Origin of the sequence: Synechococcus sp. J7-Johnson (genome assembly GCF_024345795.1) — a bacterium.
Taxonomy (GTDB): Bacteria; Cyanobacteriota; Cyanobacteriia; order PCC-6307; family Cyanobiaceae; genus Regnicoccus_A.
The window spans coordinates 12,452-25,688 of sequence record NZ_JAGQBU010000001.1 but is presented as its reverse complement, the minus strand read 5'-3'; the positions used below and the strand labels follow the sequence as shown (position 1 = coordinate 25,688).

Below are 13,237 nucleotides of genomic sequence, written 5' to 3'. Positions count from 1 at the left end.
ATGCGCGCAAGCAAGAGACCATCCTACGCATCCCTTCAGGTTTCTTACGGTTGCCCGGCCGAATCGACAATCTTCCCCCGGCAGATCTGCACCACCTGGGAGTCGCCCCCCTGCCAGTTGGCGCTGAACGACGTCAGGTGGGTGGCGCTCACCAGGCACTGGTGTCCTGTGCCCACCACCTCCAGAAGCAACTCCTGGCGCCTCGGGTCGAGTTCTGCCAGCACATCGTCGAGCAGCAGCAGGGGCGGCTCACCCCAGAGCTGCTGCACCAGCTCCAGTTCCGCCAGTTTCAGGGCCAGCACCAGGGTGCGCTGCTGGCCGGCGGATCCGAACCGGCGGGCAGGTTCCTCCCCCAGCAGCATCGCCACCTCATCGCGGTGGGGGCCCACCTGGCAGGCTCCCAGTCGGCGTTCCTCCGGGCGCTGCCGCCGCAGTTGCTCCAGCAGAGCCTCCCGCCAGGGGACTTCCGCTTCCTCCCCCTCCAGCTGGCTGCCAGCCTGATAGCGCAACTCAAGACGCTCGCGTCCGCCACTGAGCTGGGCCTGCCAGGCTGCGGCCAGGGGTTGCAGGCGAGCCAGGGCGCGGCGGCGGCGGCGGTGCAGGCGTGTGCCGATCAGGGCCATCTGCTGATCGAAGGCGTCGAGGAGCGAGTGCAGCTGCTGCTCCCCCTGGCTCAGGCCGCGGCGCAGTAACTGGCTGCGCTGGCGCAGCAATCGGCCATAGCGAGCCAGCAGCTCCCCGTAGACCGGCTCCAGTTGCAGCACCACCCGATCGAGCCACTGGCGCCGCAGGGCGGGCTCCCCCCGCACCAGCTCCAGGTCGAGGGCACTGAAGCCCACGCAGCGCAGGGGGCCCACCAGATCAAGCTGGCGCTCCAGGACCTTGCCATTGCGGCGGGCCTGGCGCCCACCCTGGCGCCTCACCTCCAGTTCGAGCTCAAGTTGATTCAGCCCAGGTGCTGGCTCTGGTGCTCCAGGGGTGTCGCCATCGCCGCACCAGCCGCGCACCAGCGCCCGGCTCTGGCCATGGCGGATCAGGTCGCGGTCGTGTCCGCTGCGATGGGAGCGCAGGCTGCCGAGCAGCTCCACCGCCTCAAGCAGATTCGACTTGCCCTCCCCGTTGGCGCCGATGACCAGCAGACGTGGCTGGCAGAGCTCAAGGGAGAGCTGGTCGTAGTTACGAAAATCGAGCAGCTCCAGGCGATGCAGCCGAATGGGTCAGGAGCGGCGTGCGGGTAAGCTACGACCACCGGGAAAGGGATGACCTCCCCGCTCGGGCATGTAGCTCAGTTGGATAGAGCGTCAGATTCCGGTTCTGAATGTCGGGGGTTCGAGTCCCTCCATGCTCGTTTCATTCGGCTCCCTGGGTGTCCCCCTCGGCTGTGGTGAGCACGAGACCCATGGCGCGGATACCACCTGGGTCGACCATGAAGCCGTGCTGTTGAAGGGCTGAGAGAGCCTCCGGTGGAGCTGCCACCGAAATACTGCAACCACTCAGTTCGCGGCGCAGGCGGCTGAGGGAGCCGTGCACCAGCACCGCCAGCACCGTGGACCGATGGGGATCCGCCGGCCAGGCCGAGAGATCCCAGAGGTTGGCATTGAGGGCCTGATCGCTGGTGGCCCGCACGAAGCCCACCAACCGCCCCTGCGGATCCCGCACACAGAGTTGCCAGGCGCTGCGCTCCAGCACCAGGGCCAGCCGCTGCTCATCACGCTGCGACTCGCCGCAGGCCATCAGCAAGCTGTTCAACTCCCCGGGCTGGGGGGGCTCGGCCTCCGTTCGGTAGCCCTCGGGCAGTCGTGGGGCGGGCGGTTGGCTGCGGAAGGGAATCAAGCGCGCTTCAACCGGTGTTGCGCATGCCCGCGGCGATGCCGTTGATGGTGAGCAGGGCGCCGCGCAGCAGTTCGCTGCGGCTGTAGGTGCGGCCATCCTGGCCATCGCCGCTGCTGGCTTCGCTCATTGGCGGCTGCCGGTTCTGGTCGCGCAGTCGCCGCAATAGGGCCACCTGCAGGTAGCCGAGGGGCACGATCGTCTGGTTGCGCAGGTCGACCGAGAGCTGCAGGGCTGGATCCCCATCCAGCAGGCGGCCGTGACCGGAGATCATCAGTACCAGATCCCGGGTGAGTTCGAACTCGGCCGCGATCACCTGGAAGATCTCCTCGAAGGCTTCGCGGTGGCTGGGGCGACCGAGTGCCTGCACATAATGATGAGCCAGGTCGAGATCCACCTTCGAGAGGGTCATCTCCACCTTGGAGATCAGCATGCGGAAGAAGGGCCAGCGCTGGTAGAGCAGACGCAGCAACTCCAGCTGGCCGGGATCTTCGTCGAGTTCCTCCTGCAGGGCTGCCCCCACACCGAACCAGCTGGGCAGAAGGAAGCGGCTCTGGGTCCAGCCGAACACCCAGGGGATCGCCCGCAGGCTGGAGAGATCCTTGGCTCCACTCTTGCGGCGGGTTGGGCGGCTGGAGATCTGCAGTTTGCTGATCTCCTCGATCGGTGTGACCTGCTGGAAGAAGGCCACAAGATCGGGGTTTTCATGCACCAGGCGCCGGTAGTGCACCCGGGAGCGTGCTGCCAGGCGGCCCATCAGTTCGTTCGTGGTGGGGGTGTCATCGACGTTGGTGCTCACCAGGCTGTTCTGCAGCACCGCGGTGGTCACCGTTTCGAGGTTGTAGAGCGCAAGCTCCGGTAAGGAGTACTTCGAGGCCAGCACCTCACCCTGCTCGGTGATCTTGATGCGGCCGTTGAGGGTGCCACTGGGCTGGGCCAGGATCGCCTGGTAAGCCGGGCCACCGCCTCGTCCCACCGAGCCGCCCCGGCCGTGGAAGATGCACAGAGCCACTTCGTGCTCTGAAGCCAGTCGCTGCAGAGCGATCTGGGCCTTGTGAATTTCCCAGTTGCTGGAGAGGAAGCCCGAATCCTTGTTGCTGTCGGAGTAGCCGAGCATCACCTCCTGTAGGGGCTTGTCGGATTCGGCGCTGCTGGCCAGCAGCGCCCTGTAGAAGGGCTCCGAGAAGACGCGTTGCATCACCGCCGGAGCCCGCTGTAGATCCTCCACCGTTTCGAACAGGGGCACCACCAGTAACTGGGTCTGCACCGCCTTGGGGTCCACCAGACCGGCCTCCTTGGCCAGCAGCAGCACCTCCAGCAGGTCGGAGACCGTGTGGGCCATCGAGATGACGTAGGTGCGGCAGATGCGGGGGCCGAATTCCTGCTGCAGCCGCTGCAGCATGCGGAACACCGCAAAGGTTTCGTCGGTGGCCGGACTCCATCGGGTCGCGGGCGGGAGCAGGGGGCGGCGAGTCTGCAATTCCTGCAGCAGCCACTCAACCCGCTGTTCCTCCTCCATCTCCCCGTAAGGAATGGGAAGCTGCAGGTAGCGGGTCAGTTCGTCAAGGGCATCGCTGTGTCGGGTGCTCTCCTGGCGGATGTCGAGGCTGGCCAGACTGAAGGCGAAGATGTGGACCTGGCTGAGCAGGGTCTGCAGTGGTTCACAGCTGAGGCCTGTGGTTTCGAGGCTGTCGCGCAGCAGCTCCAGGTCTTGGCGAAGCTCGTTCACCGAGCCGTAGTGCAGTTCGGGCGGGGCAGCTGCCATGGGCCCGGTGCCCGTGCTCAACACCGCCGGCCCGGCGCTGTCGCAGGGGGATTCCCATCCGGCTTCTGCCAGCTGCTTGTTGCGCTGGTGGGTGAGGCGCAACCGTTCGACGATGTAGCTGAGCTTGAGGCGGTAGGGCTCGAGCCGATAGCGGGCGGCCCGCTCCTCGTAGATCTCCGGGAACCGCAGCCGGTCCATCTCCAGGGACTCCAGCAGGGGGGCGCTCACCTGGGACCACTGCATCGAGATGCTGAGCTGGTCGCGCAGGCCCTGCACCGCCGTGATGTAGCGCTCGATCATCAGCTGACGCTGATAGCAGGCGGTACGCCAGGTGATGTCGGGAGTGACGGAAGGGTTGCCATCGCGGTCGGAGCCCACCCAGGAACCGAAGGTGCAGAAGGCGTCACGTGGGGCCTCCACATCCGGGTAACTGGCGGCGAGGGCATTGAGGATTCGCTGGCGCAGCAGCGGCATCGCGTCAAAGAGAACCTGCTGGAAGTAGTGGAGGGCGTAATCGACCTCATCGAGCACAGAAGGCTTGAACTGGTGCAGCTCGTCGGTGCGCCACCACAGCCTGATCTCCTCTTCCAGCTGCAGCCGCAGGCTGCGCTCGTCATGCAGTTCTGATGGGCTGTCCTGCTGCAGGCGGTGGATCAGGGCCGCCACCCTCCGCTGTTTGTGGCGCACGGTGTGGCGCACGATCTCCGTGGGGTGGGCCGTGAACACCAGCCGGATGTCGAGTTCCCGCAGCAGGTTTTCGATCTGGGCAGGGGGAACGTTCAGTCCCCGCAGGCGGGTGAACAGCTCCCGGAAGGTGGCCGGATCGGTCTGGCTGGCCAGAGGTGGGGCGAAGGGGTCGGGTCTGGAGGGAGTGGAAGCCTCCTGCAGGCTGGCCAGGTAACTGTCTTCCTCGATGTGCTGCTCGAGGATGTTCACCAGTTGGAAGTAGAGCGAAAAGGCGCGGGCCGCGGCGATCGCCTCCGAGAGGTCCATTTCCCGGATCAGCTGCACGATGGAGGCCGTGGTGTCGACCGTGCCGTCGGCAGCTTCTGAGGGGTCGCTCAGCCGCTTGAGTCGCAGCAGCCGCTCGGCCTGATCGGGCGGACACTCGCTGAGCAGGACCGTTTGCCAGAGATCCTCCACCAGCTCAAGCCGCTCTCCGAGCAGCCGGGTGACACGGGGGGCTGGAGCCGTGGAAACTGCCTGGGCGGCCTGGGCCAGTACGGCGGATGGGGCGGACAGGGGCTGCCGCATGGGGGCCGGCGCAGGCGAGGAAGGCTCCATGATCATCCCAAAGGGTGAGAAGCCGCTGTGTTGCGTGGTGCTGGTTCCACTTCAGCCAGCTGCATGGCCGTGGCTCCTTCGGCGAGGATCTCGCGCAGCGGCACTCCGGCGGCGTGCAGCTCCAACCAGCGCATCGCTTCATTTCCGTGGCTCAGGATGGCGTGGATCGGCTCCAGCCAGGGGGTCAGGCCGAGCCTGGCGGCGAGAGGTGCCACCTGCTCCAGCTCCCGCTGAATCCAGGCACCGGCCTCGATCTCCTCCCCCGTACGCCAGTCGCTGAGCATGGCCCGCAGGCTCTGGCGGGCGGCGGAGCGGTCGTTGCGGTCGGCCAGCTCGGCAAGCTGATCCTGCCCCAGCCGGCTGGCCCGCAGGGGATCATGACTCTGCGGGTCTTCCAGGAGCTGCAGCAGGCGCAATTCCGCGAACACCGTCACGGCCAGAAGCTGGCGTGGATGGCTGATCAGGTCGCAGATCCTGATTTCAAGCCGGTTGAGGTCGTGGGGCCGGTTCTCCCCGTTGGGCCGCACGGATGTCCAGAGATGGCGCACGTTGCGCATGGCTCCCGTCGCCAGCTGGGTCTCCATCCATTGGATGTAGTGCTGATGATCGAGAAACAACGGCACTCTGGGAGGGGTGAGCGGGAACTGCAGCCAGCGCTGGGAGTGGGCGCCCGTGGCGACCCCATCGAGGAACGGAGAACTGGCGCTCAGGGCCAGCAGAAGGGCGCCCTCGCAGCGCAACAGCCGGCAGCCGGCGAACAGGGCCCCCATCTCAGTGACCCCGAGGTTGATGTGCACGCTGGCGGTCACGACCCTGGTGCCGTAGGTGGCCTCGATGTAGCCGTGGTAGGGATTCGAGGGGTCGGAGCGCTCGAAGCGGCGACTGTCCCCCAGACTCAGGGTGCTGCCCGGGAGCAGGGTCAGGCTCCGTTCTCCCAGCCAGCGGCGAAGGCGCCGTCTCGGCTCCAGCAGCATCTCCAGCTGGCGGGAGTAGTCGGAATCAGGTGGGGTGATGTACTCCAGATTGCGATGGTCTGGTTCGGTGACGAAATCCTGGAGCTGGGACGCTGCCTGCTCCGCCACCCCCACCACGGTGCCATCGGCCCGGCCGGTGAACAGCTCCACCTCGAAGCCTTTGAGCAGGAGGCGATCGGTCATTTGTCGCTCCCTTGCAGGCAGGCCAGGGCCTTGAGCAGACCGCGGGCTTTGTTGAGAGTTTCCTGGTATTCGGCGGCTGGCTGGGAGTCAGCCACCAGGCCCGCGCCGGCCTGCACCTGCACCCGCCAGCCCCCCTCGCCATCGGGGAGCACCACCATGGTGCGGATCGTGATGGCGGTGTTGAGGGCGCCGGCCAGATCCACAGCCCCATACACACCGGAATAGGGGCCACGGGCATCGGGCTCGTAGTCGTGGATCAGCTGCATCGCCCGGATCTTGGGGGCGCCGCTGACCGTGCCGGCCGGGAAGGAGGCCTTGAGCAGATCCCAGACGTCGTGTGAGTCATCAAGCAGGCCCTCCACCTGACTGACGATGTGCATCACGTGGGAGTAGCGCTCGACCACCATCAGCTCGGTCACTTCGACCGTGCCCGGCTGGCAGACCCGGCCCAGGTCGTTGCGGCCCAGATCCACCAGCATCACGTGTTCGGCGCGTTCCTTGGGATCGGCCAGCAGCTCCTGCTCCAGGGCCAGGTCGTGGGCTTCATCAGTCCCACGGGGGCGGGTGCCGGCGATCGGGCGCAGGGAGGCCCGTATGCCACCGGCCACGGGCTCGGCCTTCACCATCACCTCCGGACTGGAGCCGATCAGATACCAGCCGCCGAAGTTGAAGAAGGCCATGTATGGCGATGGATTCACCATCCGCAGGCTGCGGTACAGCTCAAAGGGATCCCGTTGGATGCGGGTCTCCAGCCGCTGGCTGAGCACCAGCTGGAAGACGTCACCGGCGGCGATGTGCTCCCGGGCCGCCACGACCGCCGCTTCGAAATCAGCCTGGCTGCGGTTGCTGCGGGTCTCCAGCTCCATGCTGGGTTCAGGGTCCCAGCGCAGGGGGGTGACCCCAACCGGCAGCGGGCCGTGCATGCGCTCCTCCAACGACTGGATCCGGGCTGTGGCCTCGGCGTAGGCGCTGAGGGGATCTCCACCGCCGCTGAGGTCGGCATAGGCCACAGCCGTGATCTGCCGCTTCACCTGATCGAACACCAGCAGGCTGTCAGCCAACATCCAGCAACCGTCGGGCGGCCCCCCGGGGTCGCTTGGGTGGATGGGCACGCTCGGCTCGATCCAGCGGATCAGTTCGTAGCCCCAGAAGCCGAAGAGTTGCCCCAGAGGCGGCAGGTCTGGAATGGTGCTGGGCTGAAGTGAGGCCAGGCATCTGGCCAGTAGCTCGAAGGGGTTGCCCTGCAACTGGGCTCGACGGCCATCACGCCAGCACTGCACGCCGTCCTCCCCGCGCACCGTGAGGGTCCAGGCAGGATCGGCCACCACGAAGCTCCAGCGTCCCAGCCGCTCGCCCCCCTCCACCGACTCCAGCAGCACGCCATGGCTGCTGGCGGCCCCCACCTTCAGCCAGGTGGTGAGCGGGGTCTCCAGATCAGCGGGCCAGCGCTTCCAGAGCGGGATGAAGGTGCTGCCCTCCTCCGCCTGGGCGAGGAAGGCGTCGCGATCGGGAAAGGGCATCACGGCAACCGGCAGGCAAAAAAAACGGGGCACCCTGCCCCGCCTTTCTAAAGGTTGGAGGAATCACGCCCTGGAGCCGATTCCCGCAGAAGACTCCAGCCTTGCTCCGGGTGGAACCCAGAAGCTGAACTCAGGAATCGAAGGTGTTGCGTCCAGAGAACTTGAGGGTTGAAGGATCGGGGTTCTGGCCGATGCTGCGGGGGTTATGGCCCACAATCGGACGTCCTTCGTTCACTTTCTCGGGGAAAACACCATCTTTCGGGTGCAGGTATTCAGTGTCGCCACCGGGGAAGATGCGATAGATCTTGTAATCCTCGATCCGAGGTTTGAACTTGGTGCGCAGCTGTGTGCCGAGGGCCAGGCACTGCTCCTTGCGGGAGAAGTACATGATGTTCTCGCCTTCGTTCATCTCTGCAGCTCCACCGGTGGGAAGCTCGAACACCTGATCCTTGCCACTGGTCCAGGTGATGGCGTACTTTTCCTCGGTTTCGGCGGAGTTGAGCAGACCGCCCGTGCTGCCGATGGACTTGGGAAGTTGACCGCTCAGCGCCGTTGCTGTCATGGCTGTTGGGGATGGTGAGTCGGCGGACCCATCAGTGAGTCGGCGGACCATGTCGGCTGGAAGCTAGCACTGCAATCTGGGGCGTCTTCCCAGGGGAGCAGCTCTCTTCACACCCGTCAACAAACGTCCGCGTCGGCGTCGCTGGCGTGGCCTGCCACGGGAAAGAATACGGTCAGCCCTTGGCCGGCCCGTTCCGTGAAACGTCCCCCCAGACTGTGGAACAGGCGCTGGGTGGCCTGACGGCTCAACTGCAGGCTGCCCGTGAGCGGATTCCAGCGCAGCACGGGGCCCACATCGGCGGCAGCGTCTTCCTCAGGGGTGCTGGGAAGCGCTGCGTCTCCTCCGGGCGGCTCGGCGCAGCGCAGTTGCAGCTTCAGGCGTGAACCTGCCGGCAGCAGCCGGATCAGCACCGTGCTGCCCGATGGCAGGCTGCGGATGAAGCGATCCACCAGGCCACCCAGCATCGTCTCCAGCCTGTTCGGGTCGCTCAGCACCGGCGGCAGCTGAGCGCTGATCTCCAGCTGCAGCTTCAGACCCCGGCGTCCCAGCTGCCGTTGCCAGAGCTCCTCAAAGCCCTGCAGCAGCTTGGCCAGGTCGGTGCGGGCCAGGGTCTGGCGGGGCCGCGGCTGGCGCTGCAGTTCGGCCGCATGGAAGATCAGACCGAAACGGTCGATCTGTTCGCTGCACTCCCCATCAATCTGCTCCAGCCGCTGACGCACCACCGCTGGGAGGTCAACGCGCCGCAGCAACGAGCGGATCAGGGTGCGGATCGTGGCCAGGGGAGTGCGCACCTCGTGGGTGAGGGCCTCGAGCAGAGCCAGTTCACCGCTGCTCTCCGCCCGGTCGTCCTCACGGCCGTGGACCAGTGGCTGCAGGGTCAGGCTCGGCGCCATCGCCGCAAGCCGTTCCGCCAGCCTCGGCCAGAATCGCAGTGCCATGTTCTCCTCGCTGCGCAGCGGACCGAGCGCATGCAAGGCCTGGCGCAAGCGCAGGGCGGCCTGGGGGGCCGTGGTCCGCAGTCGCTCGTCGACCAGAGCCAGAGTTTCCGAGAGGGTGGTGGGATCGAAGCGCAGCACCAGCTGCCGCTGCTGTGGACTGCCCTCCAGGGCCATGGCCAGCTGCAGCTTGGGCGTGATCAGGACCAGCAGGGGGTCGGTGCCGTCTTCGGACTCAAGGGCCAGACGTTCGTAGGGGCTGGCCGCTCCAGGGGCATCGCTGGTCCCGGCTGAGCCCACTCCTGGCAGCAGGGGACCTGAGGGGCTGAGGTCGCCGGTGATCTGCGGCGGTGCCCAGACCCAGCCTTGCAATGGTTTCAACAGCTCTGGCTCGTAAAGCGCCGGCAGCGGCGAGGCCAGCCAGATCCCCCGCAGCGGTTGCAGTGGCGGCAGGAAATCATCCTGAAGGGTGGCCAGGGCCCCCCACCACTGCCGTCTCACGGAGTCTTCGTCGCAGCGGCCCGCTGGGACGCCCTGGGCCAGCCTTGCCCGCAGGTCGGCCAGGCTCACCATCGCCGCTGGGGCGGGCGGCCGTGGCGAGACACCGAGGCGCAAAGCCCCAGCGCGATGAAATTCACGAGCATCGCCGAACGGCCGTAGCTCAGCCAGGGCAGGGGAATGCCGGTGATCGGGCCCAGCCCGATGGTCATGTTGATGTTCACCACCACCTGAAACATCAGCATCACGCCGATCCCCACCACCACCAGGGATTCGTAATCGCTGCGGGCCCGCCCGGCGATCTGGAGCAGACGCCACATCAGCAGGACGAAGCCCACCACGACAAGGGTGGAGCCGATGAAGCCGGTTTCCTCCCCCAGGGCGCTGAAGATGAAATCGGTGTGCTGCTCTGGGATGAAGCGCAACAGGGTGAGGTGGCCCTGCATCAGCCCGGTGCCCCAGAGCCCTCCTGAACCGATCCCCACCGTGCTCTGCAGCAGGTGATAACCCCCGCCGAGCGGATCCTGGGAAGGATCGAGAAACATGGTGAGCCTGGCCCGCTGGTGCTCTTTCAGACCATGGGCCCAGAGCCAGGGGGTGCCGAGGGCGATCACCCCCTGAATCGTCAGGCTGAGGGCAGCGGCCAGGGCCTTCCAGGGCAGGGAGCGCCAGGCGAGCACCCCCATGGCCGGAACCCAGGCCACCAGGGCCCAGGGAATGGTGCCCGCCAGAATCGCGGTGAACAGCGGCGAGAGCAGCAGCAGCAGCCAGGCGCCTGGCATCCCCGACCAGAACATCATCACCAGCAGCACTGCACCGAACACCAGAGAGGTGCCCAGATCGGGCTGCACGAACACCAGCAGCCAGGGCAAGCTGATCATGGCCAAGGGCCTGATCAGGTCCACCGGTCGCTCCACCGGATGCCGCGCGAGCACACCGGCCAGCAGCAGGATCGCCGCCACCTTGGCGAACTCCGAAGGCTGCACGTGGAAGCCGGCGATGTTGATCCAGCTCTGGGCTCCGAGGGCACTGACCCCCACCACGCGCACAGCCACAAGGCTGGCCACCATGGCCCCGTAGATCAGCCAGCGGAACGGCTGGTAGCGCTCCAGGGGAATCCGGGCCAAGACCAGGGCGATGCCCATTCCCACAGCCGCAATGATCCAGTGCTGGTACCAGACCGCATAGGGGGCCTGGCGCTGGGTGCTGGCGATTAGGATGCCGGCCACAGCGACCATGGCCAGGGGAATGCCCCACAGCACCAGATCCACTCCCTCAAGGGGCCGCCGACGGGCTGGCCGCGCCGCCGAGAACATGCTGCGCCGGGTGCCCAGCAAGGCCATCTTGATCAGGCGGCGGCCAGACTGAGGCTGGCGATCCGCTGAGCCAGGGCCTGGAAGGCGCGGGCTGTGGCCGACTCGGGTCTGGCGATCACCACCGGCTGACCCCTGTCTCCCCCATCCACCACCGCCATCTCCAGAGGCAGCTCCGCCAGCAGGGGCACGTCAGCTTCGGCGGCCAGGGTGGCCCCGCCGCCACTGCCGAAGATGGCGTAACTGGCTTCGGGCCGGTCGGGGGGGATGAAGACGCTCATATTTTCGACCACGCCGAGCACGGGGACCCCCATCTGCAGGAACATCGCCAGGCCGCGGCGGGCGTCCTGCAGCGAGACCCGCTGGGGTGTGGTCACGATCACCACGCCGGCCATCGGCACCGCCTGGGCCAGGGTGAGCTGGGCATCGCCTGTGCCGGGCGGCAGGTCCACCACCAGCACGTCGCGTTCACCCCAGTCGGCCTGGTACAGGAACTGGCGGATGATGCCATTGAGCATCGGTCCCCGCCACACCACCGGTTGGTTCTCCTGGATGAGCAGCCCCATCGAAACCATGCCGATGCCGCAGGTCTCGATCGGCACCAGCACCTGCTCGTTGCCATTGCCGCGCACCTCCGGGGTGCGGTCGGCCACACCCAGCATGGTCGGGGCGTTCGGGCCGTAGATGTCGGCATCCAGCAAGCCGACCCTCAGTCCGCTCTGGGCCAGGGCACAGGCCAGGTTCACCGCCACGGTGCTCTTGCCCACGCCGCCCTTGCCGCTGCTGACGGCGATGATTCGGCCCACGCCTGGGATGCCCTGGCGCTCGGGCAGGTTGCCGCCGCCTCCGGGGCCGTGGCCCGCGCCGCCGATCGGTGATCCCTCGGGCCGCCCTCCACCGCTGGGCTGAGCCAGCTCGATCTGTACATCATCGATGCTTTCAAGGGCCATCAGCGCCGCGCGGGCTTCGGCGGCGATTCGCTCCCGCTGGCTGGTGGCGTAACCCGGCAAGGCCAGGCTGAAGACCACGCGGCTGCCCTGGGGACGCACCTGCTGAATCCAGCCCATTTCGAGCAGACTGCGGCCGGTGCCCGCGTCACAGAGGGGCTCAAGGGCGGCGAGAGCCTGTTCAGCGGTGGCCATCCAGAGGAGCCGTCATTGGGATCGATCCTAGGGGCCGCCCCCATGACAGAGGCTCTCGAAGGGTTGTGCGGCGGCTCGACGGGCTGGAATGGTGGAGGGGTTTCGGACGTCCGGCGGGGCGCGATCGTCAGTGGTGGAGCAGGGACAGACGGGCGTGGCCGATGGGGAGAAGGCCCAGGGAGGGCCTCAACCCCTTGAGCGTCCGCCTGCCGACTCCCGTGCCCGTGCTCGCGCCCTGCTGATGGGCCTCCAGGACAGCATCTGTGCCGGTCTGCAGGCCCTCGATGGCGAAGGGGTGTTCCAGGAGGAGAGCTGGGAGCGGCCGGAGGGCGGCGGCGGCCGCTCGCGGGTGATGAAGGCCGGCCGGATCTTCGAGCAGGGCGGGGTGAATTTTTCCGAGGTCGAGGGGGATCAGCTGCCCCCTTCAATCCTCAGTCAGCGGCCTGAGGCCGCCGGCCAGCGCTGGTTCGCCACCGGCACATCGATGGTGCTCCACCCCCGCAATCCCTATGTGCCCACGGTTCACCTCAACTACCGCTACTTCGAGGCGGGTCCGGTTTGGTGGTTCGGCGGTGGGGCCGACCTCACCCCCTACTACCCCTTCCTGGCGGATGCCCGTCACTTCCACCGCATCCTCAAGGCAGGCTGTGACAGCGTCGATCCCACGCTGTATCCGGTGTTCAAGCCCTGGTGCGATGAATACTTCTTCCTGAAGCATCGCGGCGAAACCCGGGGGGTGGGAGGCATCTTCTACGACTACCAGGATCCCTCCGGAGTGCTGTACAAGGGTCAGGACCCCAGCGGCCCGGCCGCGGCCGTGGCGGCTGCCACAGGAGCGGTGCCCCGCAGCTGGGAGCAGCTGTTCCAGCTGGCGAGCGCCTGCGGTAACGCCTTCCTGCCCAGCTACGTGCCGATCGTGGAGAAGCGCCATGGCACCGCCTACGGGGAGCGGGAACGCCAATTCCAGCTTTACCGCCGTGGCCGCTACGTGGAGTTCAACCTGGTGTTTGACCGCGGCACGATTTTCGGCCTGCAGACCAACGGACGCACCGAATCCATCCTGATGTCGCTGCCACCGCTGGTGCGCTGGGAATACGGCTACGGCCCTGAGCCTGGCAGTCGTGAAGCCCTGGTCACGGAGGTGTTCACCAAGCCCCAGGACTGGTTCGGTGATGCTGCGCTGGAGGAGCTCTGCCGGGCCAGGGGTGCTTACGACTGAACCACGCCCCCT

The 13,237-nt window shown here is 66.9% G+C and carries 10 protein-coding genes and 1 tRNA gene; 2 read left to right on the top strand and 9 right to left on the bottom strand.

Annotated features, from left to right (window positions below):
- Positions 1–44 precede the first annotated feature (44 nt).
- Positions 45–1,193: a DNA replication/repair protein RecF gene (recF, locus tag KBY93_RS00140; protein ID WP_399222294.1), complete on the bottom strand. Its 1,149-nt coding sequence runs from the start codon at positions 1,191–1,193 to the stop codon at positions 45–47.
- 81 nt (positions 1,194–1,274) lie between these two features.
- Between recF and KBY93_RS00135 the strand changes: the two genes are divergently transcribed.
- Positions 1,275–1,348, top strand: a tRNA-Arg gene (locus tag KBY93_RS00135).
- A 2-nt stretch (positions 1,349–1,350) separates the two neighbouring features.
- Here KBY93_RS00135 and KBY93_RS00130 read toward each other — a convergent pair.
- The 8 genes from KBY93_RS00130 to KBY93_RS00095 form a co-directional block, all read right to left on the bottom strand.
- Entirely contained in the window at positions 1,351–1,833 is a 483-nt protein-coding gene (locus KBY93_RS00130; RefSeq protein WP_255092195.1) for an N-acetyltransferase, read from the bottom strand.
- Between the two features lie 7 nt (positions 1,834–1,840).
- Positions 1,841–4,849 carry a phosphoenolpyruvate carboxylase gene (ppc, locus tag KBY93_RS00125; protein WP_255092194.1) on the bottom strand — a complete coding sequence of 1,003 codons (3,009 nt, stop codon included), beginning with the start codon at positions 4,847–4,849 and terminating at the stop codon, positions 1,841–1,843.
- 32 nt (positions 4,850–4,881) lie between these two features.
- Complete coding sequence (gene gshA / locus KBY93_RS00120; RefSeq protein ID WP_255092193.1) at positions 4,882–6,036, bottom strand: glutamate--cysteine ligase; 1,155 nt, start codon at positions 6,034–6,036, stop codon at positions 4,882–4,884.
- A complete protein-coding gene (locus KBY93_RS00115; protein ID WP_255092192.1) occupies positions 6,033–7,556 on the bottom strand; it encodes an anthranilate synthase component I family protein in 1,524 nt (507 codons plus the stop codon). The genes gshA and KBY93_RS00115 overlap by 4 nt, the downstream gene beginning before the upstream one ends.
- Before the next feature lie 130 nt (positions 7,557–7,686).
- Positions 7,687–8,118 (bottom strand): photosystem I reaction center subunit II PsaD, encoded by a 432-nt coding sequence (locus KBY93_RS00110; protein ID WP_197162178.1) that lies wholly within the window; start codon positions 8,116–8,118, stop codon positions 7,687–7,689.
- Between the two features lie 116 nt (positions 8,119–8,234).
- Complete coding sequence (locus tag KBY93_RS00105) at positions 8,235–9,626, bottom strand: HAMP domain-containing sensor histidine kinase (RefSeq protein ID WP_255092191.1); 1,392 nt, start codon at positions 9,624–9,626, stop codon at positions 8,235–8,237.
- Positions 9,620–10,894: a rod shape-determining protein RodA gene (rodA, locus tag KBY93_RS00100; protein ID WP_255092190.1), complete on the bottom strand. Its 1,275-nt coding sequence runs from the start codon at positions 10,892–10,894 to the stop codon at positions 9,620–9,622. The genes KBY93_RS00105 and rodA overlap by 7 nt, the downstream gene beginning before the upstream one ends.
- Before the next feature lie 5 nt (positions 10,895–10,899).
- Positions 10,900–12,006 carry an Mrp/NBP35 family ATP-binding protein gene (locus KBY93_RS00095; RefSeq protein ID WP_094555075.1) on the bottom strand — a complete coding sequence of 369 codons (1,107 nt, stop codon included), beginning with the start codon at positions 12,004–12,006 and terminating at the stop codon, positions 10,900–10,902.
- Positions 12,007–12,139: 133 nt separating this feature from the next.
- On the opposite strand from KBY93_RS00095, the gene hemF reads away from it, so the two are divergent.
- On the top strand, positions 12,140–13,225 hold the full coding sequence (hemF, locus tag KBY93_RS00090) for an oxygen-dependent coproporphyrinogen oxidase (RefSeq protein WP_315856369.1): 1,086 nt from the start codon (positions 12,140–12,142) through the stop codon (positions 13,223–13,225).
- Positions 13,226–13,237 lie beyond the last annotated feature (12 nt).